Below are 24,890 nucleotides of genomic sequence, written 5' to 3' on the forward strand. Positions count from 1 at the left end.
GCGTTTACTGAAGATTCTTTAAAGGCCCACGGGCGATCGACAAACCGATTCGCAGCGTTACGAGCGCGTGACTTTCGGCACTGGCACGACAGCTTTGGGCGTCCTACATTTTTTCGGATGCGTGGCGCGTTGCCACGCATAAACCGATAGTTCTAGGAAGGGAAAGCGACCATGAAATTCCAACAGTCGAACACTCTGCGCCACGTGGCACTGGCCGGTGCGATCACCGCCGCGATGGCCTTCAGCTGCGCGGCCGGTGCCGCCAACACGAAGGCAGGCACACCCGAGGCGCAGTCGCCGCTGACGTTCACCACGCCGGTGCGCAGCCCCGAAGCCAGCGCCCCGCTGGGCCTTGCGAGCATCAGCAGCGACGTCAAGCCGACGGCGGCTCAGCCGGTGAACATGGCGATGGTCAGCAGCTGCGCCGAACGCTGGTACTGGCGCAGCCTGCTCGAAGAAATGGGATGCGGCTTTTCGGGCCAAGGCTGGTTCAACTGACGCGGACCCGCCCTCTTCGGCACGCCGCCCGCCGTGGGGCGGCGTCGCCTCTTTCGCCTCTCAGCGTGCCCGACGCGAGCGCACGAGCAGCGTGATGAGCAGCAGCGAGAGAACCACGAACGCGATAAACGACCAGTTCGCCAGCGTCAGGCCGAACAGCGACCAGTCGATCTTCGAGCAGTCGCCGCCGCCGCGAAAGATCATCGGCAGCGCACGCTTCAGCGGAAAGGTTTCGATCATCCCGTAGAGGTCGCGCCCGCAGGAAACGACTTCGGGCGGATACCACTGCAGCCAGCTCTGCGAGGCCGCCGTGTAGGCGCCGCCCACCGCAGCCACCAGCGCCAGCAATCCACCCACGACCCGAAGGCCCACGTTGCGGAACACGCCGGCCAGGCCGGTGAAGAGTGCCACCAGCACCAGCGCATACCGCTGCACGATGCACATGGGACAGGGTTCGAGCCCGACCACGTGCTGCAGGTAGAGCCCGAAGGCCAGCATGAGAACACAGGCCAGGCAGATCAGCCCGAACGCGCGGCGCGGCGCGCCGAAGTACCAATCGATCAAGGAGACACCCAATCTTCTTCTACGAACACCCTGGCCTTGCGCGGGTTGGCGACGACGGTGTCGCCTTCCTTCAAGCCCAGGTCACGGAACTGTTGCGCAGGGAGTTGCGCCTCGATGATGGTTCCGGAGCCCGGATTATCTGGATTCGATTCGGTGGGCTCAAGTTCCAGCCGCGCGATGGGTCCGACGACGATTGCCCGCGACAGCGTGGCGACGATGCCCGAAGCGCCGGCCACGTAGCGTGTCACATCGATGTCATGCGGGCGCACATAGGCGCGTGCCTTGGCGTCGCGCGCGCCGCTGTGCTCGGGTGAATCGAGGCGCATGCCATCGAGCTGCACCGCGCCGTTGTCGGCCCGGCCATGGAACAGGTTCACGTCACCCAGGAAGCCGTAGACGAACGGGCTGGCCGGCTGGTCCCACACTTCCTGCGGCGAGCCGACCTGTTCGATCTGCCCCTTGTTGATGACCACCACGCGGTCGGCCACTTCGAGCGCTTCTTCCTGGTCGTGCGTGACGAAGATCGACGTGACGTGCAGCTCGTCGTGCAGCCGGCGCAGCCAGCGGCGCAGTTCCTTGCGCACCTTGGCGTCGAGCGCGCCGAAGGGCTCGTCGAGCAGCAGCACCTTGGGCTCCACCGCCAGTGCGCGAGCCAGCGCAATGCGCTGCCGCTGGCCGCCGGAAAGCTGCGACGGGTAGCGGTCGGCCAGCCAGTCGAGCTGCACCAGCTTGAGCAGGTCGGTCACCTTCTGCCTGATCTGCGCGTCGCTCGGGCGCTCCTTGCGCGGCTTCACGCGCAGGCCGAAGGCCACGTTCTCGAACACGGTCATGTGGCGGAACAGTGCGTAGTGCTGAAACACGAAGCCCACCTGCCGCTCGCGCACGTGCACGTCGGTGGTGTCCTCGCCCGAGAACAAAATGCTGCCGGCGTCGGCCGTTTCCAGCCCCGCGATGATGCGCAGCAGCGTGGTCTTGCCGCAGCCCGAGGGGCCGAGCAGCGCGACCAGTTCGCCCGACTCCACGTCGAGGTTCACGTCGCGCAGCGCGCGGAAGTCGCCGAACTGCTTGCTGATGTTGCGGATTTCGATGCTCATGATCTTGTTCTTTCTCTCAGGCCGCCGCGGCTTCAGGGGGACGCTCGGGGGGCAGTTCGGCAATGGCCTTCATCTCGCGCTCGTGGCGCCATTCGATCACCGACTTGATCACCAGCGTGACCAGCGCCAGGATGGCCAGCAGCGAAGCCACGGCGAACGCGGCCACCGACTGGTATTCGTTGTAGAGCACTTCCACGTGCAGCGGCATGGTGTTGGTCTGGCCGCGGATATGGCCCGACACCACGGACACCGCGCCGAATTCGCCCATGGCGCGCGCGTTGCACAGGATCACGCCGTACAGCAGGCCCCACTTGATGTTGGGCAGCGTCACGCGCCAGAAGGTCTGCCAGCCGGTCGCGCCGAGCACGATGGCGGCCTGCTCCTCGTCGGTGCCCTGCGCCTGCATCAGCGGCACAAGTTCGCGCGCGATGAACGGGAAGGTCACGAACACGGTCGCCAGCACGATGCCGGGTACGGCAAAGATGATCTTGATGTCGTGCTCAGCCAGCCACGGACCGAGCCAGCCCTGCGCGCCGAACACCAGCACGTAGATCAGGCCCGCCACCACCGGCGACACCGCGAACGGCAGATCGACCAGCGTGGTGAGAAATGCCTTGCCGCGGAACTCGAACTTGGCAATGGCCCAGGCCGCCGCCACGCCGAACACGAGGTTCATCGGCACCGCGATGGCGGCCGTGATCAGCGTGAGGCGAATCGCGCTCCAGGCGTCGGGCTCCTTCAGCGCGTCGAGATACGCGCCCACGCCCTTGCGCAGCGCCTCCGTCGCAACAGCGGCCAGCGGCAATACGAGGAACAGGAACATGAACGCGAGCGCGATGCCGATCAGCGTCCAGCGCACCCAGGCGGATTCAGTAGTGCCGGCTTGCGCGCGGCGGATGACTTTGGAAGGTGCGCTCATGTCAGGCTCCTGCGCGGCGACGCTGCCAGGCTTGCAGGCCATTGATGACCAGCAGCAGGACGAAGGAAATGACGAGCATCACCAGCGCGACCGCCGTGGCGCCCGCGTAGTCGTACTGCTCCAGCTTGCCGATGATGATGAGCGGCGTGATCTCCGAGATCATCGGCATGTTGCCAGCGATGAAGATCACCGAGCCGTACTCGCCGATGGCGCGCGCGAAGGCCATGGCAAAGCCGGTGAGCAACGCAGGCGCAATCGACGGAAAAATCACCTTGGTGAAGGTCTGAAGCCGCGTCGCGCCGAGCGAGGTGGCTGCTTCTTCCAGCTCTTTCTCGGCATCTTCGAGCACTGGTTGCACCGTGCGCACCACGAAGGGCAACCCGATGAAGATCAGCGCAATCACGATGCCCGCCGGCGTGAACGCCAGCTTGATGCCGTGCGGTTCGAGCAGTTGTCCGACCCAGCCGTTGCCCGCGAGCAGCGCGGTCAGCGAAATGCCCGCCACCGCCGTCGGCAGCGCAAACGGCAGGTCGACCAGCGCATCGACGATGCGCTTGCCCGGAAACTTGTAGCGCACCAGCACCCAGGCCACCAGCAAGCCGAACACCGCGTTCACCACGGCCGCGATCAGCGAGGCACCGAAGGTCAGCCGGTACGAAGCCATCACGCGCGGCGCAGTCACGGCCACCCAGAACTGGTCCCAGGTCAGCGTGAAGGTCCTGAAGACCAGCGCCGACAGCGGGATCAGCACGATCAGGCTGAGGTAAAGAATCGAGAAGCCGAGCGTGATGTGGAAACCCGGCAGCACGCGCTTGGCGCCCCCTGCCCGGTTGGCACGCGAAAAAGGCGCTCCCGCGGACGGGAGCGCCGAAGAAACAGCGCCGCTCATTTACTTGCCGCCGGGCGTATAGAGCTTGTCGAACTGGCCGCCGTCGTTGAAGTGCACCTTCTGCGCTTCGCCGAGGCTGCCGAACAGTTCTTGCACCGTGAAGAGCTGCAGCGGCTTGAAGGTCGAGGCGTACTTCTTGAGCACGGCCGGCGAACGCGGACGCAGCGCGTGCTTGGCCGCGATTTCCTGCGCTTCTTCGGAGTACAGCCAGTCGAGATACGCCTTGGCGAGCTCGCCCGTGCCCTTCTTGGCGACGGTGCGCTCGACCACGGCCACCGGGTTCTCGGCCACGATGCTGATCGACGGGTACACCGAGTCGACCTTGCCGGTGCCGAATTCGCGGTCGATCGACACCACTTCCGATTCGAAGGTGATCAGCGCATCGCCGATGTTGCGCTGCAGGAAGGCGGTGGTCGCGTCGCGGCCGCCGCGCGCCAGAACAGGCACGTTCTTGAACAGCTTGCCGACGAACTCGGCAGCCTGGGCGTCGGTGCCGCCCTTCTTCTTGATGTAGCCCCAGGCGGCCAGGTAGGCATAGCGCCCGTTGCCGCCGGTCTTGGGGTTGACGATCACGACCTGCACGCCCGGCTTGACCAGGTCGTCCCAGTCCTTGATGCCCTTGGGGTTGCCGTTGCGCACGAGAAATAGCATGGTCGACGTGGTCGGCGATGCGTTCTCGGGGAATTTCTTGTTCCAGTCCTTCGCGACCACGCCGGCATTGGCGAGGAAGTCGATGTCGGTGGAGGTGTTCATCGTCACCACGTCGGCATCGAGGCCGTCGGCCACCGCGCGGGCCTGCGCGCTGGAGCCGCCGTGCGACTGGTCGATCTTGACGTCCTTGCCTGTGGCCTTCTTGTAGTGCGCCACGAAGGCCGCGTTGTAGTCCTTGTAGAACTCGCGGGCCACGTCGTACGAGGCGTTCAGCAGCCCAGTGCCTTGGGCAAAGGCGCTGCTGCCGGCGAGTGCGGAGGACGCCAGCGCGAGCACGGCGACGAAGGTCTTTATTCTGGAAGTCATGTGGTTGCCAAGGTTTCTGAAAATTCACGGCCCGCCGGCCAGGCGGCGGGCTCGTCGGTCAAGGACTGGAGCAGGGCAAGGCCCAGCGGCCAATCCCCGTGCCCCGAGTCGACGTTGATGTGGCCCGCATTCTGCATGCGCACGAACTCGCTGCCCCAGGCGCGCGAATATGCACCAGCCAGGCGGATCGGGCAAAAGGGGTCGTTGCTGCTGGCCACCACGATGCTGCGGTACGGCAGCGCAGCGTAGGGCACAGGCGCGAAGTCGGAGAGCACGGCGCGGCGCTCAGGGTCGGCAGGCGCCACCAGCAGCGCGCCCTGGATGCGGGCCGCGGCATCGGGCGGCAGGTGCGCCGTGGCAATGCAGCCCAGGCTGTGCGCGGCGATCACCACCGGCCCGTCGCTCTCCAGCACCAGCTTCGCCAGCGTAGACACCCACGCCTCGCGCTTGGGCGAGGCCCAGTCGTCCTGCACCACCCGCGCCGCACCCGGAATGCGCTCTTCCCACAGGCTCTGCCAGTGGCCGGGCCCGGAGTCGCGCCACCCCGGCACGATGATCACTCGGGTCTGCATGACGACGCTTGCCCTGCCCGCTTACTTGTTGGGCTGCGGCGTGATGCGCAGGTAGGGGCGCACGGCCTTGAAGCCCTTGGGGAAACGCTCCGCCAGTTCGGCCGGATCCTGGATGGCCGGGATGATGACCACGTCGTCACCGTCCTTCCAGTTCACGGGCGTGGCCACCTTGTGGCTGTCGGTGAGCTGCAGCGAGTCGATCACGCGCAGGATCTCGTCGAAGTTGCGGCCGGTCGAGGCCGGGTAGGTGATGGTGGTGCGGATGACCTTCTTCGGGTCGATGATGAACACGCTGCGAACGGTGGCCGTGGCCGAGGCGTTCGGGTGGATCAGGTCGTACAGGTCGGCCACCTTGCGGTCGGCATCCGCAATGATGGGGAAGTTGACCGTGGTGTTCTGCGTGTCGTTGATGTCGCTGATCCATTCCTTGTGCTTGGTGGCCGGATCGACGCTCAACGCGATGGGCTTCACGCCGCGCTTGGCGAATTCGCCCGACAGCGCCGCGGTCTTGCCCAGTTCGGTGGTGCACACGGGCGTGAAATCGGCGGGATGCGAGAAGAACACGACCCACGAATCGCCGGCCCACTGATGGAAGTCGATGGGGCCTTCGCTGGAATCCTGGGTGAAATTGGGGGCTGTGTCGCCGAGTCGCAGAGTAGCCATGGACGCTCCTGGATGGATGGGAGCCTCGGATTGTGCGAACCCTTGCTTCAATGCCAAACGAATATCTGCTTGTTTGGATATGACGTTTTTCGCATAACGAGCCTAGAACATCCGCATATCTTCGCTCTGGAGATGCTCCATCAGGAAGTCGATGAGCTTCCGCACAGCCGGCACCAACGCCCGCCGTGCCGGAAACACCATGTGCGCAATCACCGGTGGCGGCCCCCAACCGGGTAGCAACCGCACCAGCCGGCCGGCATCGATGTCGGCGCGACACATGTAGTCAGGCAGCATGGTCGCGCCTATGCCGCCCAGCGTGCCGAACTGCAGCGTCGCGAGGTCGTCCGCCACGTAATGCGGGGCGTGGGAGTGCACGTAGCTCTCTCCCTTGGGGCCCTCCAGCCGCCAGTCGCTGCGCCCTTCCCCGTTGACCGACATGGCCGCCGTCGGCAGCTTGCCGAGGTCGGCCAGCGTTTCCACCGGCCCGTAGCGCGCCAGCAGCGCCGGGCTCGCCACCAGCACGCCGCGGCTGTGGCCGAAGGTCTTTGCCACCAGCACAGCGCTGTCCTCGATGACGAGCCGCACACGCAGCGCGATGTCGATGCCCTCCTCGATCAGGTCGACCGGCCGGTTGATCACCCGCATGTCGATGCGCACCGCCGGGTAGCGCGCCATGAACACCGGCATCAGCTGCGCCAGGCCGCTGTGCGCGATGGTGACGGGGCAGCTCAGCCGCACCAGCCCGCTGGGCTCGTTCTGTACCTGCGCCACCGCCTCGGCTGCCGCCTGCGCCGCGTCGCGCATGGCGGACGAATGCCGCAGGTAGATCTCGCCCGCCGGCGTGAGCGACAGGCGCCGGGTGCTGCGCTGCATCAGCTGCACGCCGAGACGCTCTTCCAGGTCGGCGACGCGGCGCGAGAGGCGCGACTTGGGGATGCCTAGCGCCCGGCTGGCGGCTGCGAAGCCGCCGCGTTCGGCCACTTCGGCGAAGAAAACCATGTCGTTGAGGTCCTGCATGGTGGTGATTGTCCCGCAGGTAGAACGATCTAGGCAATTTTTGGGTACTTATCGATCACTAGATCCAAAAATAGAATTCCTCCATCCGCCGGCCACTTTGAGCGCCGACAGCCAACACAGAAAGTGATTGATTGAAATGAAGCTGCTCCACATTGACTCCAGCATCCTCGGCGCCCACTCGACCTCGCGCCTGCTCTCGGCCGAAGTCGTGACCGCATGGCGCGCCGCCCACCCCGACACCACCGTCGAATACCTCGATCTGGCCGTCGACACCCCCTCGCACTTCAGCGCCGACGCGCTGGGCATCAAGACCGGCTTGCAAGAACAGCCGACCGAAGCCCAGCAGCGTGAGAACGCCGTGTCCGAAAAGCTCGTGAGCCAGTTCCTGGCCTCGGACGTGGTCGTCATCGGCACGCCTTTCTACAACTTCTCGATCCCGACGCAACTCAAGGCCTGGATCGACCGCCTGGGACAAGTCGGCCGCACCTTCAAGTACACCGAGAAGGGCCCCGTGGGCCTGGCCGGCGGCAAGACCATCATCGTGGCCTTGTCCCGCGGCGGCATCTATTCGACCAGCGAAGGTGGCCAGGCCATGGAGCACCAGGAAAGCTACCTCAAGGCAGTCTTCGGCTTCTTCGGCATCACCGACGTGCGCGTCGTGCGCGCCGAAGGTGTGGCGATGGGCGACGAAGCCCGCAACAATGCCCTGGCAACGGCCCGCGCCGACATCCTGGTAGCGACGGCGGAAGCCGCGAACCAGCGCGACGCTGCTATCGCTGCCTGAGTTCTGCTCCGGCAACAGCAAAAAAGCCGCCCATCGGGCGGCTTTTTTTCGTCCACGGACGCAGCGGATCGATCAGGCCGAGTGGCTCTTCACCCAGGCCACGTACTTGTCCATCCAGCCCTGCAGAAACTTCTTCGAGCCTTCGTTGCCGACGTGGCCCTTGTCGTCGAACAGGTCGTCCTTGGCCTGCAGGAACACTTCGGGCGCGCCCATCGTGGGCACGTCAAGGTAGGCCAGGATGTTGCGCAGGTGCTGCTGCGCCAGCGCGGTGCCGATAGCCCCCACCGAGATGCCGACCACGCCGGCCGGCTTGCCCGCCCAGGCGCTCTGGCCATAGGGGCGCGAGGCCTGATCGATGGCGTTCTTCAGCACGCCGGGAATCGAGCGGTTGTATTCGGGCGTAACGAACAGCAGGCCGTCGGCCGCCGCGATCTCGGTCTTCAGGCGCTTCACCGGCGCGGACTGATTGCCGTCGTCGTCCTGGTTGTACAGCGGCAGGTCGTCGATGCGCAGGGTTTCGAAGGTGAAGTCCGAGGGCGCGAGGTGCGCCAGCGCGAGGGCCAGCTTGTGGTTGAACGAATCCTTGCGCAGGCTGCCGACAATGACAGCGATCCGGGTCTGGGCCATGGGTGAAACTCCTTGAGTGAGAGGGGTCGGAATGACGAACGCGATTATGCGAAGCGCCCAAGACCTTTTCGGGAAAAGCTCATGCAGAGCCGGACGAGCGGCGGCAAGATAAACCGCATCCCCCAACCCCATCGAAGCGCAGGACGCTCCCGTGACCCAGTCTCAGTCTTCCTCTTCATCCTCGTCTTCCCATTACGACGTCATCGTCGTCGGCCTTGGCGCCCTCGGCGCCGCGACGCTCTACCAACTCTCGCAGCGCGGCGCACGCGTGCTGGGCATCGACCAGTTCTCGCCGCCGCACGACCAGGGCTCCTCGCACGGCGATTCGCGCATCACGCGGCTGGCCGTCGGCGAAGGCGACGAGTACGTGCCCTTCGTGCAGCGCTCGCATGCCATCTGGCGCGAACTCGAGGCCCGCACCGGCAAGCCGCTGATGACCACCACAGGCGGCCTGATCCTCGCGCCGCGCGACCGCGTGGCGGAGCACCACGGCAAATCCGATTTCGTGCGCCGCACCATCGCCTGCGCCGAGCGCTTCGGCATCGCGCACGAAGTGCTGGACGCAGCCGGCATCCGCGCGCGCTTTCCGCAGTTCCACCTGCAGGGCGACGAGATCGGCTATTACGAGCACGACGCCGGCTTCGTCCGCCCCGAAGACGCCATCGGCGCCCAGCTGGCCGTGGCCCGCGCCTCGGGCGCTCAAACGCTCACCGGCGAACGTGTGCTGGCCGTCGAGTCCGTGGGCAACGGCGACACCGTGCGCGTACGCACAGGCTCCGCAAGCTTCACGGCCGACCGCGTGGTCGTCGCAGCCGGCGCGTGGCTACCCGCCTTCCTGGGTGCGCAGGCGCGAGCCGACTGGCAAGCCGACTTCTCCGTGCACCGCCAGGTGATGCACTGGTTCGACACCGGCAGCGCCACGGCCGACTTCGCGCCCGGCCGCTTCCCCATCTTCATCTGGATGTTCGGCGACGGGCCGGAAGACTACATGTACGGCTTTCCGTCTTCCGACCCGTCGCAGCCCGCGCTCAAGGTGGCGACCGAACAATACGTGGCCGCCACCACGCCGGACACCATCGACCGCACCGTGAGCGCGGAAGAAACCGCCGCCATGTACCGCGACCGCGTGGCCGGCCGCTTTCCGCAGATCGGCGGCCGTGCCCTCAAGGCGCGCGCCTGCATGTACACCGTGACGCCCGATCGCCGCTTCGTGATCGACGCGCTCGACGACCTGCCCCGCGTGCTCATCGCCTCGGCCTGCTCGGGCCACGGCTTCAAGCACTCGGCCGGGCTTGGCGAAGCCATCGCCGACCACGTGCTGGACCGCCCGAGCGAGCTCGACCTGCGGCCCTTTGCCCGCCAACGCCTGCTGGAGAAAGCGCCAGCCTGAAGCAGGCCCGGGCGATCCCGGGCATCATCGCCTTCGATCTTTTTTGTCTGTCTGTCTGACTCAGGAGCGAAGCGCGATGAGATTTCTGGTGGTGGGTGCCGGCGCACTCGGTGGTTACTTTGGCGGCCGTCTGCTGGAGGCGGGACGCGACGTCACCTTCCTGCTGCGCCCTCGCCGCGCGGCGCAACTGGCGAAGACCGGGCTGGTGGTGCAGAGCCCCTTCGGCAACCTGCAGCTGCCTGCCCCGAAGCACGTGCTGGCCGACGGCATCGATGGCCCGTATGACGTGGTCGTGGTCGGCAGCAAGGCCTACGACCTCGACTCGACGATGGACTCGTTCGCGCCGGCAGTCGGCCCCGACACCGTGATCCTCCCGCTGCTCAACGGCATGAAGCACATCGACCGGCTGGCTGAACGCTTCGGCAGCGAGCGCGTGCTGGGTGGCCTTTGCATGATCTCCGCCACGCTCGACGACGAGGGCCGCGTGCTGCATCTGAACGACATGCACGGCCTGAGCTATGGCGAACGCGCCGGCGGCCGCTCGGCCCGCGTCGATGCAATCGCAGCCCAGTTCGCGGGCGCGAAGTTCGACGCCACGGCCAGCGAAAACATCATGCAGGACATGTGGGAAAAGTGGGTCTTCATCGCCTCGGCGGCGGGCCTCACCAGCCTGATGCGCGCGTCCATCGGCGACATCGTGGCCGCTGGCGGACAGGACGTGGCGCTGTCGATCTTCGACGAATGCTGCGCCATCGCCACGCACAACGGCTTCGCGCCGCGGGCCGCAGCCGTGCAGCGTGGTCGCGCCATCATGACGACCGCCGGCTCGCCGATGACCGCGTCGATGTACAAGGACATGGTGCGCGGCGCGGCGGTCGAGGCCGACCACATCGTCGGCGATCTGCTGGGCCGCGCGGCGCCGAGCAACCTGCCAGTGCCGTCGGTGCTGCGCACGGCCTACGTCCACCTGAAAGCCTACGAAGCGCAGCACGCCCGTACGGCAGCCTGAGCGTCATGCGCGACGCGCTGGCGTTCCTGCACACGGCACAGGTGCATGTGCCGACCTTCGAGCAGCTGGTGGCCGAGATGGCGCCTGGCCTGCGTGTGCGACATCTCGTGCAAGCGGACCTGCTGGCCGACGCGCGTGTCGTGGGCACCGACGACACAGACCTGATCGCCCGCGTTCACCACGCCATGCACGAAGCCGCCTCCAGCGGCGCGAAAGTCGTGGTGTGCACCTGCTCGACCATCGGTGCCATCGCCGAACAAATGCCCACAGGCGATACCTTCAAGGCCCTGCGCATCGATCACGCCATGGCCGACCGCGCGGTACGCACAGGGCCGCGCGTGCTGGTTGTGGCAGCGGTCGAAAGCACGCTCGGGCCAACGATGAAACTGGTGCGTTCCGCCGCGGCAAACGCAGGCATCGCGGTGCAGCCGAGCACGTTGCTGGTCGAAGAAGCGTGGCCCCATTTCGAAACAGGCGACAACGCTCGCTACATCGAAACCCTGGCCCGCGCGATCCGCGCTGCGGCAGGTGGGGCCGACGTCGTAGTGCTGGCCCAGGCCTCGATGGCCCCCGCGGCCGCCCTGCTCGCGGACCTCGGCATCGACGTGCTCAGCAGCCCCGCGCTGGGTGCCCGGCACGCCGTGGCGCTGGCGCTAGTCTGACTTGAGGATCGTCTCCCCCTTCAGCATCCCCATGTCCCGGATGTTGAAGCGGTGCCGCTTCCACCCCTCCCAGGTACGCCGCATGTGCGTGACGGAGATGAAGTAGTACAGAAACTTGAACATGCCGAGTGGCCCGCGCGTCGGCGTGCCGCGGTAGATGTCGCCGGCCAGCAGCGACATCAGCCCCTCCTTCACGCGGAACGGATTGCCCGGGTGCATGAACATGTCGCGGATGGTCGGGTTGGTCACGCGGTAGATGAACCACGAGTACTCGCGCGGGCCCTTGCGCATCATGGCCTCGAAGTCCTTGCGTGCGGCCGCCAGTTCGGCCGGCCGGTCGAGCGCCTTCGCCACCAGTTCGGCGCCGTCGAAGGCACTGTGCATCGCGAGGTACACGCCCGAGGAAAACATCGGGTCGATGAAGGTGAAGGCGTCGCCCAGCAACAGGTAGCGGTCGCCCGTGGCGTGCGTGCTCGAGTACGAGAAGTTGCCGGTGGCGTGCACCGCGTCGTCGACCAGCGTGGCGTTCTTCAGGCGTTCCACCAGCACCGGGCAGGTGGCGATGGTGTCGTAGAAGAACTCCTTCAGCGGCTTGTCGCGCGTCTTCAGGTAGTACGGCCAGCAGACCGCGCCCACGCTGGTGGTGCCGTCGGCCAGCGGAATGAACCAGAACCAGCCATGCGGAAACCAGCAGATGCTGATGTTTCCTTCCTTCTTGCCTTCGAGCCGTTCGGCATTCGTGAAGTGGCCGAACAGCGCGGTGCTGTTGTGGTCGGGGTTCTTTTCCTTGCAACGGAATTTGTTGGCCAGCAGCGTGTCGCGGCCGGTGGCGTCGACCACGAAGCGGGCGCGCCAGCTGCGGCGCGCGCCGTCGTCCATTTCGGCCTGCACCGTGGCGCCGTCGGCATCGAAGGCCACGTCGCGCACCTTGCAGCCTTCGATGGTCTGCGCGCCGCGCGTGGCCGCATTGCGGAACAGCAGCTCGTCAAGTTCGGAGCGGCGCACCTGCCAGGCGGAGTCGAGCGACTTGTCCATGCCCTCGGCAAATTCCACATAGCTGCGGTGCTCGTGTTCGGGCGAGACGAACTCGATGCCGAACTTCGGCATGCCGATCTTGTCGACCTGGTCGCGCACGCCAAGCCTCTCGAACAACTCGACGTTCCCGGGCAACAGCGATTCGCCGATGTGAAAGCGCGGGTGATGCGCCTTTTCGAGCAGCACCACCTTGCGGCCCTGCTGGGCCAGCAGCGCGGCGATGGTCGAGCCGGCGGGACCACCGCCCACAACCATCACGTCGCAGGATTCATCGGCCATCTGGGGGGCGGAGGAAGAAGCTTGGGGCAAGGACATGCGTGGACAAGCGACATTGTTAACAAAGGTCAAGCATAGCGCGCCGGCCGCTCGAAGAAAGATAGCAAAGTCGGCTAAGCGGCGCCCGCCGGGCAGCAGCACACTGCAGGCCGACTCCCATCCTCATGCAGGACCGACTCGCCATGCCCATTCTTCGCTTCCTCTTCCTCGCCGTCTTCTGGCTTTCGGCGACGCTTGCCCAGGCCTCGGGCTTCACCACCATCGAGATACCTGCCGACCAGAAAGGCCCGGCGCTGCACGGCGCCGTGTGGACGCCCTGCGCCGCGCCAGCTGGCGAAATCAGGCTCGGCCGCTCCACCATCTCTGGCGTACGTGATTGCCCGATCGACGGCAGCCGGCTGCCGTTGATCGTGCTGTCGCATGGGTATGGAGGCTCATTCCTCGGCCACTACGACACGGCACAGGCGCTGGCCGACGCGGGCTTCGTGGTCGCCGCCATCAGCCATTCGGACGACAACTCCCAGATCCGGGGCGGCCCGGGCGACAAGATTTCGGCACTCGCAACGCGCACGACCGACATCGCGCGGCTGATCGACCACATGCTCCAGCAGTGGCCCGCGCATGACAGGCTCGCCGCCGGGCAGATCGGCTTCTATGGGTTTTCAAGGGGCGGCTATACGGGCCTTGTGCTCAGCGGTGCACGTCCGAACTTCGAGCGGCTCCCGCCCTTGCCGTCGTCCCCCTGCGCATCGACCCCGGAAGGCCCGGCGTGCGCGCTGATGCGGCAGAGATTCCAGGAACTGCTCGCCTCGCCGCTGACCCATGACACCCGCATCAAGGCCGCCGTGATCGCCGACCCGCTCAGCATGGTCTTCGATGCCGACAGCCTGAAGAATGTGACGATACCGATCCAGCTCTGGGCTTCCGAGTACGGCGGCGATGGCGTCACGCCCGAGAACGTGGCCGCGGTTCGCCGCAACCTGCCTGCGCCGCCCGAATGGCATGTGGCAACCGGCGCCGCGCACTTCGCTTTCCTCGCGCCGTGCTCACCTGCCATGGCCAGCGCACTGCCCGAGATCTGCCGCGACGGGCCGGGCTTCGACCGCGTGGCGTTCCATGCCGGGCTCAACGCCGAGGTGCTTGCCTTCTTCAGGCAGCACCTGGCGCCAAAGCCCTAGCCCGCACGCCGCTGCGACGACAGCCGCCGCACCACAGCCACCAGCCGATCAACCTCGTCGAAGGTGTTGTAGAACGCCAGCGAGGGCCGCACCGTCGTCTCGACACCGAAGCGCCGCAGGATCGGCTGCGCACAATGGTGCCCTGTGCGCACCGCAATGCCCTCGTCGTTCAGCGCATGCCCCACCTCCTCGGTGGTGTAGCCGTCGAGCACGAAGGACATCACGCTGGCTTTGTCGGCCGCCGTGCCGATCAGCCGCACACCCGGAATCGCGCCGAGCTGCCGCATGCCATACACCAGCAGGTCATGCTCGTAGCGCGCGATGTTCTCAATGCCGATCTTGTTGACGTAGTCGATAGCGGCGCCCAGCCCCACGGCGTCGGCGATGTTGCCGGTGCCGGCCTCGAACTTGTTCGGGATCGGCTGGAACACCGTCTTCTCGAAGGTCACGTCGGCAATCATGTTGCCGCCGCCCTGCCACGGGGGCATGTCTTCGAGCACTTCGCGCTTGCCCCACACCACGCCGATGCCGGTGGGGCCGAACACCTTGTGGCCGGAGAACACGAAGAAATCGGCGCCGATGTCCTGCACGTCCACCCGCATGTGCGAGACCGACTGCGCGCCGTCGACCAGCGCCTTCGCGCCCGCACGGTGCGCCAGCTCGACAATCTCCTTCACCGGCACCACGGTGCCCAGCGCGTTCGAGACCTGCGTGACTGCGACGATCTTCGTGCGGTCATTGAGCAGCTTGCGGTAGTCGTCCAGCAGCACCTGGCCCGAATCGTCCACCGGAATCACGCGCAGCTTCGCGCCCTTGGCGGCGGCGAGCTGCTGCCACGGCACGATGTTGGCGTGGTGCTCGAGGTTCGACACGATGATCTCGTCGCCCTCGCCCACGTGCTGCCCGCCCCAGCTCTTGGCCACAAGGTTGATGGCCTCGGTGGTGCCGCGCACGAAGATCACCTCTTCGACTTCCGGCGCGTTGATGAACTTGCGAACGCGTTCGCGCGCGCCTTCGTAGGCGTCGGTCGCGCGCGCGGCCAGCTCGTGCGCCGCACGGTGGATGTTCGAGTTCTCGTGCTCGTAGAAGTACGCGATGCGGTCGATGACCGACTGCGGCTTGTGCGTGGTGGCCGCGTTGTCGAACCACACCAGCTGCCTGCCGTTCACCCGCTCCTGCAGGATCGGGAAGTCGCGCCGCACGGCGTTGACGTCGAACGGCGGATGCTGGCCGCTGCCGGCCAGCGGCACGGCATCGGGACCGCGCGGATCGGGCTTGGCCGGCGTGACGAAGCCGTTGGGCAGGCGCACCGCATCGACGAAGTAGAACTGCGCATCGCGGCCGCCCGGCGCCGATGGCGAGCTCGGTGGCGAGACGGGCGCGGCCGTTGGCGGCAACGCAAGACCCGCGAACGGATCGTGGATCGCAATGCCATCGGTCGCACCCGCCGACGGATGGCCGTAGCTGTTGCCCACGAAGTAGAACGGCGAGGCCGCGGCCTGCGGCGTCGCGGGCGCATTCACCTGTGGCACGCCTTGCACCGTGCCACCCGAGCGCGGCTCGAAAGCCGGCGCCACAGACAGCACCGTGTCCGGCACGCCATTGCCCGCCACCGCATGCGGCAGCAAGGCCGGCGCGCGGTTCGCAAGCGAAGGCAGTTGCGTGGGCGATGCCGGCAGCACGTTGGCGCCGGGAATCTGCCCTTGCGGAATCGGCGTGCCCGGCACGCTCGGCCCGAAGCCGGCAGGGCTCGCCAGCGGCGAACCCGGCGGCGCAATGTTGGCGGGAAACTGCGCGCCCGGCACCAGCCCGCTCGCCACACCGGGCAGCGAGCTTGGCGGCGTGCCCGGCAGTGCAGCGAACATGGCGCTCGCCATGCGCGCGAGGATGGCCGGATCGAACGGCGCCTCGCCCGGAATCGATGGAGTGCTGCTCACCGCGGCTTACTTGTAGGTGTCGGTGTAGTCGTGGTACTTGCCGATCTCGACGTCGTCGAGCACCGCCAGCGCATCAGTGGTCAACACCGCGAGCGAGCAGTACAGCGAGATCAGGTACGACGCGATCGCATGGTTGTTGATGCCCATGAAGCGCACCGACAGCCCCGGACCCTGCTCGCCCGACAGACCGGGCTGGAACAGCCCCACCACGCCCTGGCGCTTGTCGCCCACGCGCAGCAGCAGGATCTTGCTCTTGCCGTCGGCCACCGGCACCTTGTTCGACGGAATCAGCGGAATGCCGCGCCAGGTGATGAACTGCGAGCCGAACAGGCTCACGGTCGGCGGCGGCGTGCCGCGACGCGTGGCTTCGCGGCCGAAGGCGGCAATGGCCAGCGGGTGCGTAAGGAAGAACGCGGGCTCCTTCCACACCTTGGTCAGCAGCTCGTCCAAATCGTCGGGCGTGGGTGCGCCGGTCAGCGGAAAGATGCGCTGCTCTTCCGCCACCTGGGCCAGCAGGCCGTAGTCAGGGTTGTTGATGAGCTCGCTCTCCTGGTTCTCCTTGATCGTCTCGATCGTCAGGCGCAGCTGCTCCTTGATCTGGTCGTGCGGGCTGCTGTAGAGATCGGAGATGCGGGTGTGCACGTCGAGCACGGTGCTCACGGCATTGAGGTAGTGCTCGCGCGGGTTCTCTTCGTAGTCCACGAAGGTGCGCGGCAGCTGGTTTTCTTCTTCGCGCGAGGTGCAGGTGACCTTGATCGACTCGGGGTTCTTGACCTTGTTGACGCGGTAGATGCCCGCCTCCACCGGCACCCATTGCAGCAGGTGCGTCAGCCAGCGGGGGCTGATGGTCTCGAGCTGGGGGACTGTCTTGGTGGCATTGGCTAGCTGTCTTGCGGCGTTGTCGCCAAGGGCGGTCGTACCACCAACTGTTGCGCTCATGGATCAGGGCTCCGGGTGTTAAGGAAAAAGTGGCCGCCAGTGTCCGGCGGCCACGGGTTTTCCCTCAACAGGCTATAGCCGCCAAGTTGATCCTTCTTGCAAGGCGCGATTGCTCCAGTTGCTCGCAGCGCATGAGCAGGCCGACCATGTTGATGCCCAGCGCGGTCGCGAGTTTTTGCGCGGTGACGATCGATGGAATGACACGGCCGCGTTCGATCTCGCCCACGTAGGAGCGGTTCAGATCGGAGCGCTCAGCCAGCTCCTCCTGCGACCAGCCCTTGCCCTCACGCAGCTGGCGGATAGTCACGCCGAAGTCTTCTACAAATGCTTTCATGCTGCCCCACCCGCTTTCGGTGCGTTCTGCAGGCTGGCCTGCGTGACGCTCGCGCCTGGCGGCACGTCGTCGGTAATCCAGACATTGCCGCCAATGACGGCGCCCTTGCCCAGCGTGACCCGTCCGAGGATCGTCGCGCCCGCGTAGATGACCACGTCGTCTTCCACCACCGGATGCCGCGGCAGGCCCTTCTGCAGGTTGCCTTCGGTGTCGGTCGGAAAGCGCTTGGCGCCGAGCGTGACGGCCTGGTAGAGCCGCACGCGCTTGCCGATGACGGCCGTCTCGCCGATGACGACGCCCGTGCCGTGGTCGATGAAGAAGCCCGCATCGATCTGCGCGCCCGGGTGGATGTCGATGCCCGTCTGCCCATGCGAGAGCTCGGCCACGATGCGCGCCAGCAGCGGCAGGCCGAGCTTGTAGAGCTCATGCGCCAAGCGGTGATGAATCATCGCGAGCACGCCGGGGTAGCACAGCAGCACCTCGTCGACGCTGCGCGCGGCGGGGTCGCCCTGGTAGGCCGCGAGCACGTCGCTGTCGAGCAGGCGGCGCAGGCCGGGCAGCGCGTTCGCGAACCGGCGCACGGCCTCGGTGGCCGTGTCGTCGATCTCGCTCGCGGGGCGTGGCTCATGGCGCGCGTTGAAGTTCAGTTCCAACCGGGCCTGCACGAGCAGCGCCTGCAGGGCTGCGTCGAGCGTGTGGCCGACATAGAAGTCTTCGCTCTCGTGGCGCAGGTCCGGCGGGCCGAGCCGCATCGGAAAGAGCGCACCTTTCAGCGACTCGACGATCTGCGCGAGCGCGTCGCGCGACGGAAACTCGCGCGCACCGGGCTCCCGCGATCGACGCTGCGAATCGCGCCACTCGTCGCGCACGCCATGCAGCGCACGCACGATGTCGCTTACCTCGAAATGGGCCATGTGTTTTTCTCCCGGGGAACGTCTTGTGTTGGAGATTTCAGTCCTGCACCCACGGCAGCTTGTGGAAACGCCAGCCGTCTGCACCGCCACGGTGCTGGTGCGCGTCGATCTCGCCCTCGAAACCTTCGAGCACGTTGAAGACGTTCGTGAAACCGGCCTTGGCAGCCGCCTCGGCGGCCAGTGCGGAGCGCTTGCCGCTGCGGCACAGCAGCAGCACCACGGCGTCCTTGCCGCCGTCTTTCGCCAGCTTGGCCTCGAGTTCGCGCACGAAGCGCGGGTTGCGCGTGAGCGCCGTGCCCGTGGCCCAGGCCACATGCAGGCTGTCGGGCACGTGGCCGACAAACTTGCGCTCTTCGCCCGAACGCACATCGACCAGAACGGCATGGCCGTTCTGCACCAGTTCCCAGGCCACCGGTGGCGTCACGCCGCCGGCATAGGGCCAATTGCTTTCGGCGGCCTTGGCGCGCGCCTGTTCCAGTGCTTCGGGCAAGACGAGTTCTTCAACTTCCACTGACATGCTGTGCGGCTCCTGTTGTGCGTTGGATACGCCTTGATGGCGATAACCACCACTGTAGGAGCCGCACGCCGAAGCTCAAACAACTGAAAAGTCGATTCCTAACAACCATCCGATCTATAGAAACAGGCTCAGGCAGCCGCTTCCGCAGCTTCGGCAGCGCGCACGGCCGGGGCCGTCCGGTCCACGCTCGTCGCGCCATCCACGCCATAGGGCACGTCGCCCGCGATAGTCACCCGCCGCACCACGCGGTGCTGGTCGCCGTAGTCATTGATTGCGTAGTGCTGCGTGGCGCGGTTGTCCCAGATCGCCACGTCGCCCTGCGTCCAGCGCCAGCGCACCGTGTTCTCCAGGCGGTGCACATGGCTCTGCAGCACGCTCAGCAGATGGCCCGAGTCGTGCGTCGAATGGCCGGCCAGCCTCTTCACGAAATGGCCCAGCACCAGGCTGCGCTCGCCGGTTTCGGGGTGCACGCGCACCACCGGGTGCTCGGCTTCGAGCAGGCGGCGCGTGAACACTTCCTTGTAGCGACGGGCGCCCTCGTCGTCCAGGTCGACCGGCAGGCGCGCGGCGGCGTAGTCGTAGTCGTTGCCGTGAATGGCGCGCAGCCGGTCGGCCAACGCCTTGAGGTCATCGGGCAGGCTCTCGTAGGCCGCCACCGTGTTGGCCCAGACGGTGTCGCCGCCATAGGCCGGGATCACCACCGCGCGCAGGATCGACACCTGCGGATAGGCGACCTCGAAGGTCACGTCGGTGTGCCACGAATTAGCGCGGCCGCCGTGGCGTGAGTCGAGCTCCAGCAGCCGCGTGCCGTCCTTCGAGGGCACGGTCGGGTGCGGCACCAGTTCGCCCCACAGGCGCCCGAAGGCTTCCTGCTGCGCATCGTCCAGGTGCTGCTGGCCGCGGAAGAACAGCACCTTGTGCTTGAGCAGCGCGGCCTTGATGGCACCGAACACCTCGGGTTGCAGCGCGCCCGAAAGACGCACGCCGCGCACCTCCGCGCCGATGTGGCCGGCCTGCCGGACGATGTCGAGTTCGTTGTCCTGCGCAACGACCGGGGAAGAAAGAATGGCGCTCATCGAAGGTCCTCTTTGGTTGATGGAAGAAAGGAAAGAAACAAAGGCGCAATAGGCAAAGCGCAGGCCGGCAGGCAGACCACCCACCGGATACAGCGGCGCTTCGGCCGGTGGCGGCGTGCCCGCGAACTCGCGCAGCACCTCTTCCTTGACGTGGGTGAAGGCAAGGTCCACGCGGTTGCGCGGATGTGCAAGCTCCACCGGCACGATGCGGCGGATGCGCCCGGGTCGCGGCTCCATCACCACCACCTTGTCGCCAAGGTAGACGGCCTCCTCCACGTCGTGCGTGACGAGGATCATGGTGATGCCCTCGGCCTGCCAGATGCGGTGCAGCTCCTGCTGCAGATGCGCGCGCGTCATCGCGTCGAGCGCACCGAAAGGCTCATCGAGCAGCAATATCTCGGGCCGGTTCACCAGCGCCCGCGCAATCGCCACGCGCTGCGACATGCCACCCGACAGCTGATGCGGATAGGCACTCTCGAAACCCTTGAGCCCGACCAGCTCGATGTGCGCCTGCACCTCCTTGCGCTTCTGCTGTGCACCGAGCCCGGCATTGAGCAGGCCCAGCGCGATGTTGTCCCGCACCGTGAGCCACGGGAACAGCCGGTGCTCCTGGAACACGATGCCGCGATCGAGGCTGGTGCCGACGATGCGATTCCCGTCGATGAGTACCTCGCCGCGGTAGTCCGCTTCGAGGCCGACGACCAGCCGCAGCAGCGTCGACTTGCCGCATCCGCTGGAGCCCACGATGCTGACGAACTCACCCGGCGTGATGGTCAGGCTGATGTCGTCGAGCACCTTCAACGGTGCGCCCTCGACCTCGTATTGCTTGCTGAGCTGGCGTATTTCCAGCGTGGCGGCGTGTGCCATTGCGTTGTTCTTTCTCTTGTTCAGAAGCCGGCCACGGAACGTCCGCGCCAGGCCAGCAGGCGGTTCTCGATGCGCGTGGCGATCCAGTTGAGCGTGAAGCCCACGAGCCCGACCACGATCACGCCGAAGATCACCAAGTCCATGCGGAAGTGGTCGCGCCCATCGATCATGGTGTTGCCGATGCCCTTGCCCGAGACCAGCAGGTACTCCGCCCCGAGCGTGGCAAGCCATGCGTAGATCAGCGCCAGGTGAATGCCCGCGAAGATCGACGGCGACGCGCTCGGCAGCACCACGCGCATGAACAACTGCCAGCGGTTGAAGCGCAGCACCCGCGCCACCTCGACCAGGTCGCCCGGCACGCTGCGAATGCCCTCGAAGGTGTTGAGCACCACCGGAAAGAAAGCCGCGAGCGACAGAAAGGCCACCTTGGCCGCGTCACCCAGCCCGAACCACACGGACAGCAGCGGAATCCATGCGAACAGCGAGATCTGCTTGAGCGTGTGGAAGCCCGGCCCCACCAGGTTCTCGAACAGCCGCGACAGGCCCAGCGCCGCGCCGAACAGCAGCCCCGCGCTCGCGCCGATGGCGAAGCCAGCCAGGTCGCGCCACAGGCTGGCGGAGAGCCCTACCCACAGCTCCCCGCTCGTGGCCTGCTCCACCGCCTGTTGCCAGACGCTGTCGATAGACACCAGCAGCGGCGAACTCGACCAGCCGAAGCGGAAGGCTGCCCACCAGAGCGCCACCAGCAATGCAGGCAGCACCCAGCCGCGCAGGGGTTTCGGCACGCGGCGAAAGAGGTTCCCGGCACTCATCAGAACCCCGCCCGCCGCCAGCGCAGCAACCACGTATCGATCAGCGCGAGCAGCTTGTCGAGCACGAAGCCGACCAGGCCCACCATCACCACCGCCGCCAGCACCACGTCGAGCTGGAACAGCTGCCGCCCGAACACGATCATGTAGCCAAGCCCTTCGCTCGACGCCAGCAACTCGACCACCACCAGCGCGAGCCAGGCGTGCGTGAAGCCGTAGCGCACGCCGTTCCAGATGGGCGCTGCCGCGGCCGGGAACACCACGCGCGACAGCAACTGCCAGCGGCTGAACCGGAACACGCGCGCCACTTCGATGTAGCGCGTGGGAACGTTCTGGATGCCCTTGTAGGTGTTGAGCGCAATGGGCACCAGCGAAGCCTTGGCGATCAGGATGATCTTGAGCGCCTCGTCGATGCCCACCAGCAGCATCAGCAGCGGCAGCCAGCCGAGCACCGGCACCTGCGCGAAGGCCTTGAACAGCGGATAGACGTAGTCCTTGAAGGTCGGCGACAACCCCATCGCAGTGCCGATCAGCAACCCGCCCACCAGCCCGACGCCGAAGCCGGCGAACACACGCCAGAGGCTGATGCGCAGGTTGTCGAGCAGCTCGCCGCTGCTCAGCGCATCGGCGAAAGTCGCTGCCACTGCTTCCGGCGACGGCAGCACCTGCGGCGCGATCCATTCGTTGCGCGCCGCGATGTGCCACAGCAGCAGCACGGCCAGCGGCACCGGCCAGGCCAGCAACAGGCGTGCCGAGCCTGGCAGCCATCGGCGCCATGCCGCAAGGGGCGATGCTCGCCCGACGACCGGGAGCGACAGCTCCGGAGGCAGCACCGCACTCATGCGGCGGCCTTGAGATCACGCGCCAGCAGATGCCGGTTCGCGGGCCGCGCCAGCCCCAGGTTCTCGCGCAGCGTGCGGCCTTCGTACTCATGGCGGAACAGGCCGCGGCGCCGAAGCTCTGGCACCACCTGCGTCACGAAGTCATCCAGCCCGCCGGGCAAGGTCGGCGGCATGACGTTGAAGCCGTCGGCCGCCTCTTCTTCGAACCACTGCTGCAGCTGGTCGGCGATCTGCGAGGCCGTGCCGTGAATCGACCAGTGACCGCGCGCCGTGCCCACGCGCTGGTAGAGCTGGCGGATGCTCAGGCCCTCGGTGCGCGCCAGTTCGGTCACGAGCCGGAAGCGGCTCTTGGGCCCGTTCGGCTCTGGCAAGTTGCCGGGCAGCGGGCCATCGACCGGGTAGCCCGTCAGGTCGATGCCACCGATCACCGTCGACAGCAGCGCCACGCCCACGTCGGGCGGAATCAGTGATTGCAGCTCCTCGAGCTTTTCCTTCGCATGCTGCTCGCTCTGCCCCACCACGGGGAACACGCCCGGCAAAATCTTGAGCCCCTCGGGGTCGCGGCCATGGTGCGCCAGCTGCGCCTTGAGGCCGCGATAGAAAGCCTGCGCGCCCGCCAGCGACTGCTGCGCGGTGAAGATCACCTCCGCCGTCGCAGCGGCCAGCGCCTGCCCCGCCTCCGAAGCACCGGCCTGCACCACCACCGGGTGCCCCTGCGGCGGCCGCGCGACGTTGAGCGGGCCGCGCACGCGAAAGTGCTTTCCCTGGTGCGCCAGCACATGCAGCCGACTGGGGTCGAAGTATTCGCCGGCCGCCTTGTCGTGCGTGAAGGCATCGTCATCCCACGAATCCCACAGCCCTGTCACCACATCGACGAACTCCCGCGCGCGCTCGTAGCGCAGCGCGTGCTCGGGATGCCGGTCGAGATTGAAGTTCAGCGCCTCGGCCTCGTTGGACGAGGTGACGACGTTCCAGCCCGAACGTCCGCCGCTCAGGTGATCGAGCGAGGCGAACTTGCGCGCCACGTGATACGGCTCGTTGTAGGTGGTCGACACCGTGGCAATCAGGCCCAGCCGCTCGGTCACGGCCGCGAGCGCCGACAGCAACGTCAACGGCTCGAAGCCAGAGACCCGTGCGCTGCGATGCAGGGTGCGCGACGCCGAGGCATCTCGAATGCCCACGCTGTCGGCCAGGAACACCGCATCGAACTTCGCGCGCTCCGCCGTCTGCGCCAGCGCCTTGTAGTGCGCGAAACCGAGCCCGGCCTGCAGCGGCACATCGGGGTGGCGCCACGCCGCCACATGATGGCCGGTCGCCATCAGGAAGGCATTGAGCTTGATCTGCCGCTTGCTGCTGCTCATCGCGCCACCGCCACTTGCTTGCCGCTGACTTCGCCATTGGCCTCGTACACAGGCCAGTAGTTCTCCAGCTTCAGCTCGCGCAGCGCTGCATCGAGAAAGCTGCGATCGAACCAGTTGTCGATCTCTGCCTTGCCGCGCACCAACTTGAGCGCCAGTGCCTGTTCGGCCGAATCCTTGTAGCGCTGCACCAGGAACGGATCGAGCAGCGGCGACAGGCGCACGCGCAGCGGCTGGCCGATGAAGTCCTCGCGCCAGTATTTCTCGGCCACCTCGGCCTTGCCCCATTGCCTGAACACTTCGTCGCGCTGCGATTCGTCGGAGTAGCGCCGCGCCACCGTCACCAGCGACTTGACGATGCGCTGCGTGGCCTTGGGATAGCTCCGCGCGAAATCGTCCGAGGCCAGCAGCACGGTTTGCCGCGTGTACTTGAATGAATCCTCGGAAGCCGAATAGATCACCTTCGCCGCGCCCTTGTCGCGCAGCACGAACAGTTCGACATAGCCGAACGCGCCGTCGATGTCCCTGGTGGCCAGCGCAGCCTGTGCGCCCGGCAGGTCGAGGTTGATGAGGCGGACGTCGCTTTCCTTCAGCCCGTGCGCGGCCAGCGCGCGCACGGCCGCGAGATGCAGGTTCGTGCCCTTGTAGAGCGCGATGCGCTTGCCGCGCAGGTCCTCGATGCGCTTGACCGGCGAATCCGGCGGCACCGCGAGGTAGAGGCCGTTGCGCACGCCCGAGCCCGCGATGATCCGAGTCTTGACTCCGCCCGCGCGGTGCACGATGGAAGGCAGGTCGCCCTGCCAGGCCAGGTCGAGCTGCTTGTTGACCAGTGCCTCGTTCACCGCCGGGCCCGCGCCCTTGAAGAACACCCACTCGATCTTCGTACCGTCAGCCTTGAACTCTTCCTCGAGCCCGCCGAAGGCATGCAGCAGCGCCGCAGACGACCCGCCGAAGCGCACCGGGTTGCCCACGCCGCCGGTGGCCACGCCAATGCGAATGGTGGCCGGCGTTTCGGTGTTGGCCGCCAGCAGGCGCGGTGCGGCGGCGATCAAAGGCCACGCAGCAGCGTGACGAAGAAACGAACGTTTGAGCATGAGCGGCAA

The 24,890-nt window shown here is 66.6% G+C and carries 26 protein-coding genes and 1 pseudogene; 6 read left to right on the forward strand and 21 right to left on the reverse strand.

From position 1 onward, the window contains the following. The first annotated feature begins 171 nt into the window (after positions 1 to 171). Positions 172 to 498: a hypothetical protein gene (locus BLW48_RS08110; protein ID WP_093173930.1), complete on the forward strand. Its 327-nt coding sequence runs from the start codon at positions 172 to 174 to the stop codon at positions 496 to 498. Between the two features lie 60 nt (positions 499 to 558). On the opposite strand, the gene BLW48_RS08115 is transcribed toward BLW48_RS08110, so the two are convergent. The 8 genes from BLW48_RS08115 to BLW48_RS08150 all read right to left on the reverse strand — a co-directional run bounded on the left by BLW48_RS08115 (position 559) and on the right by BLW48_RS08150 (position 7,233). Next, positions 559 to 1,062: a disulfide bond formation protein B gene (locus BLW48_RS08115; protein ID WP_093054637.1), complete on the reverse strand. Its 504-nt coding sequence runs from the start codon at positions 1,060 to 1,062 to the stop codon at positions 559 to 561. Next, the gene (locus BLW48_RS08120) at positions 1,059 to 2,156 is read right to left on the reverse strand and encodes a sulfate/molybdate ABC transporter ATP-binding protein (protein ID WP_093173932.1); all 1,098 of its coding nucleotides are present in this window, start codon (positions 2,154 to 2,156) and stop codon (positions 1,059 to 1,061) included. Before BLW48_RS08120 ends, BLW48_RS08115 begins: the two co-directional genes overlap by 4 nt. Positions 2,157 to 2,172: 16 nt before the next feature. After that, entirely contained in the window at positions 2,173 to 3,075 is a 903-nt protein-coding gene (gene cysW / locus BLW48_RS08125) for a sulfate ABC transporter permease subunit CysW (RefSeq protein ID WP_093054633.1), read from the reverse strand. Between the two features lies 1 nt (position 3,076). After that, on the reverse strand, positions 3,077 to 3,964 hold the full coding sequence (gene cysT / locus BLW48_RS08130; RefSeq protein ID WP_093054631.1) for a sulfate ABC transporter permease subunit CysT: 888 nt from the start codon (positions 3,962 to 3,964) through the stop codon (positions 3,077 to 3,079). Continuing rightward, positions 3,965 to 4,981: a sulfate ABC transporter substrate-binding protein gene (locus BLW48_RS08135; protein WP_093054629.1), complete on the reverse strand. Its 1,017-nt coding sequence runs from the start codon at positions 4,979 to 4,981 to the stop codon at positions 3,965 to 3,967. Then, positions 4,978 to 5,553, reverse strand: a complete 576-nt coding sequence (locus tag BLW48_RS08140) for an RBBP9/YdeN family alpha/beta hydrolase (RefSeq protein ID WP_093074679.1) — start codon at positions 5,551 to 5,553, stop codon at positions 4,978 to 4,980. Before BLW48_RS08140 ends, BLW48_RS08135 begins: the two co-directional genes overlap by 4 nt. A gap of 21 nt (positions 5,554 to 5,574) precedes the next feature. Further along, the gene (locus BLW48_RS08145; RefSeq protein WP_093173934.1) at positions 5,575 to 6,216 is read right to left on the reverse strand and encodes a peroxiredoxin; all 642 of its coding nucleotides are present in this window, start codon (positions 6,214 to 6,216) and stop codon (positions 5,575 to 5,577) included. A 102-nt stretch (positions 6,217 to 6,318) separates the two neighbouring features. Then, positions 6,319 to 7,233, reverse strand: coding sequence for a LysR family transcriptional regulator (locus BLW48_RS08150; RefSeq protein WP_093173936.1), 915 nt, complete (start codon positions 7,231 to 7,233; stop codon positions 6,319 to 6,321). 136 nt (positions 7,234 to 7,369) lie between these two features. On the opposite strand from BLW48_RS08150, the gene BLW48_RS08155 reads away from it, so the two are divergent. Further along, entirely contained in the window at positions 7,370 to 8,017 is a 648-nt protein-coding gene (locus tag BLW48_RS08155) for an FMN-dependent NADH-azoreductase (RefSeq protein WP_093173938.1), read from the forward strand. 72 nt (positions 8,018 to 8,089) lie between these two features. Here the strand turns inward: BLW48_RS08155 and BLW48_RS08160 are convergent, their stop codons facing one another. After that, positions 8,090 to 8,644 carry an NADPH-dependent FMN reductase gene (locus tag BLW48_RS08160; protein WP_093054619.1) on the reverse strand — a complete coding sequence of 185 codons (555 nt, stop codon included), beginning with the start codon at positions 8,642 to 8,644 and terminating at the stop codon, positions 8,090 to 8,092. Positions 8,645 to 8,795: 151 nt separating this feature from the next. Here BLW48_RS08160 and solA point away from each other — a divergent pair, with 151 nt between their 5' ends. The 3 genes from solA (at position 8,796) to BLW48_RS08175 (ending at position 11,705) form a co-directional block, all read left to right on the forward strand. Continuing rightward, positions 8,796 to 10,034: an N-methyl-L-tryptophan oxidase gene (gene solA / locus BLW48_RS08165; protein WP_093173940.1), complete on the forward strand. Its 1,239-nt coding sequence runs from the start codon at positions 8,796 to 8,798 to the stop codon at positions 10,032 to 10,034. A gap of 76 nt (positions 10,035 to 10,110) precedes the next feature. After that, entirely contained in the window at positions 10,111 to 11,043 is a 933-nt protein-coding gene (panE, locus tag BLW48_RS08170; RefSeq protein WP_093173941.1) for a 2-dehydropantoate 2-reductase, read from the forward strand. A 5-nt stretch (positions 11,044 to 11,048) separates the two neighbouring features. Beyond that, positions 11,049 to 11,705, forward strand: a complete 657-nt coding sequence (locus BLW48_RS08175; RefSeq protein ID WP_093173943.1) for an aspartate/glutamate racemase family protein — start codon at positions 11,049 to 11,051, stop codon at positions 11,703 to 11,705. Here the strand turns inward: BLW48_RS08175 and BLW48_RS08180 are convergent. Beyond that, positions 11,697 to 13,055, reverse strand: coding sequence for an NAD(P)/FAD-dependent oxidoreductase (locus BLW48_RS08180; RefSeq protein WP_093173945.1), 1,359 nt, complete (start codon positions 13,053 to 13,055; stop codon positions 11,697 to 11,699). The two genes, BLW48_RS08175 and BLW48_RS08180, sit on opposite strands and share 9 nt — an antisense overlap. Before the next feature lie 143 nt (positions 13,056 to 13,198). Here BLW48_RS08180 and BLW48_RS08185 point away from each other — a divergent pair, with 143 nt between their 5' ends. Then, positions 13,199 to 14,194 (forward strand): alpha/beta hydrolase family protein, encoded by a 996-nt coding sequence (locus tag BLW48_RS08185; protein ID WP_093174167.1) that lies wholly within the window; start codon positions 13,199 to 13,201, stop codon positions 14,192 to 14,194. On the opposite strand, the gene BLW48_RS08190 is transcribed toward BLW48_RS08185, so the two are convergent. The 11 genes and pseudogenes from BLW48_RS08190 to BLW48_RS08240 form a co-directional block, all read right to left on the reverse strand. Further along, positions 14,191 to 16,071: a family 2A encapsulin nanocompartment cargo protein cysteine desulfurase gene (locus BLW48_RS08190; RefSeq protein ID WP_256330740.1), complete on the reverse strand. Its 1,881-nt coding sequence runs from the start codon at positions 16,069 to 16,071 to the stop codon at positions 14,191 to 14,193. The two genes, BLW48_RS08185 and BLW48_RS08190, sit on opposite strands and share 4 nt — an antisense overlap. Positions 16,072 to 16,137: 66 nt before the next feature. Continuing rightward, positions 16,138 to 17,070, reverse strand: coding sequence for a family 2A encapsulin nanocompartment shell protein (locus tag BLW48_RS08195; protein WP_093173947.1), 933 nt, complete (start codon positions 17,068 to 17,070; stop codon positions 16,138 to 16,140). 64 nt (positions 17,071 to 17,134) lie between these two features. Further along, entirely contained in the window at positions 17,135 to 17,404 is a 270-nt protein-coding gene (locus BLW48_RS08200) for a helix-turn-helix domain-containing protein (protein WP_081269389.1), read from the reverse strand. Next, a complete protein-coding gene (epsC, locus tag BLW48_RS08205) occupies positions 17,401 to 18,318 on the reverse strand; it encodes a serine O-acetyltransferase EpsC (protein ID WP_093054607.1) in 918 nt (305 codons plus the stop codon). The genes BLW48_RS08200 and epsC overlap by 4 nt, the downstream gene beginning before the upstream one ends. A 37-nt stretch (positions 18,319 to 18,355) precedes the next feature. Beyond that, complete coding sequence (locus tag BLW48_RS08210; protein WP_093173949.1) at positions 18,356 to 18,835, reverse strand: rhodanese-like domain-containing protein; 480 nt, start codon at positions 18,833 to 18,835, stop codon at positions 18,356 to 18,358. Positions 18,836 to 18,963: 128 nt separating this feature from the next. Then, on the reverse strand, positions 18,964 to 19,911 hold the full coding sequence (locus BLW48_RS08215; protein WP_093174171.1) for a TauD/TfdA dioxygenase family protein: 948 nt from the start codon (positions 19,909 to 19,911) through the stop codon (positions 18,964 to 18,966). A gap of 90 nt (positions 19,912 to 20,001) precedes the next feature. After that, positions 20,002 to 20,778: pseudogene (locus tag BLW48_RS08220) on the reverse strand (ABC transporter ATP-binding protein); the annotation flags it as partial. A gap of 20 nt (positions 20,779 to 20,798) precedes the next feature. Beyond that, positions 20,799 to 21,590, reverse strand: coding sequence for an ABC transporter permease (locus BLW48_RS08225; protein ID WP_093054599.1), 792 nt, complete (start codon positions 21,588 to 21,590; stop codon positions 20,799 to 20,801). Further along, entirely contained in the window at positions 21,590 to 22,429 is an 840-nt protein-coding gene (locus BLW48_RS08230; protein WP_093173951.1) for an ABC transporter permease, read from the reverse strand. The genes BLW48_RS08225 and BLW48_RS08230 overlap by 1 nt, the downstream gene beginning before the upstream one ends. Next, on the reverse strand, positions 22,426 to 23,790 hold the full coding sequence (locus BLW48_RS08235; protein WP_093173953.1) for an LLM class flavin-dependent oxidoreductase: 1,365 nt from the start codon (positions 23,788 to 23,790) through the stop codon (positions 22,426 to 22,428). The genes BLW48_RS08230 and BLW48_RS08235 overlap by 4 nt, the downstream gene beginning before the upstream one ends. Next, positions 23,787 to 24,881 (reverse strand): ABC transporter substrate-binding protein, encoded by a 1,095-nt coding sequence (locus BLW48_RS08240; RefSeq protein ID WP_093174173.1) that lies wholly within the window; start codon positions 24,879 to 24,881, stop codon positions 23,787 to 23,789. The genes BLW48_RS08235 and BLW48_RS08240 overlap by 4 nt, the downstream gene beginning before the upstream one ends. Positions 24,882 to 24,890 lie beyond the last annotated feature (9 nt).

The organism is Variovorax sp. YR266 (assembly GCF_900107295.1).
Taxonomy (GTDB): Bacteria; Pseudomonadota; Gammaproteobacteria; order Burkholderiales; family Burkholderiaceae_C; genus Variovorax.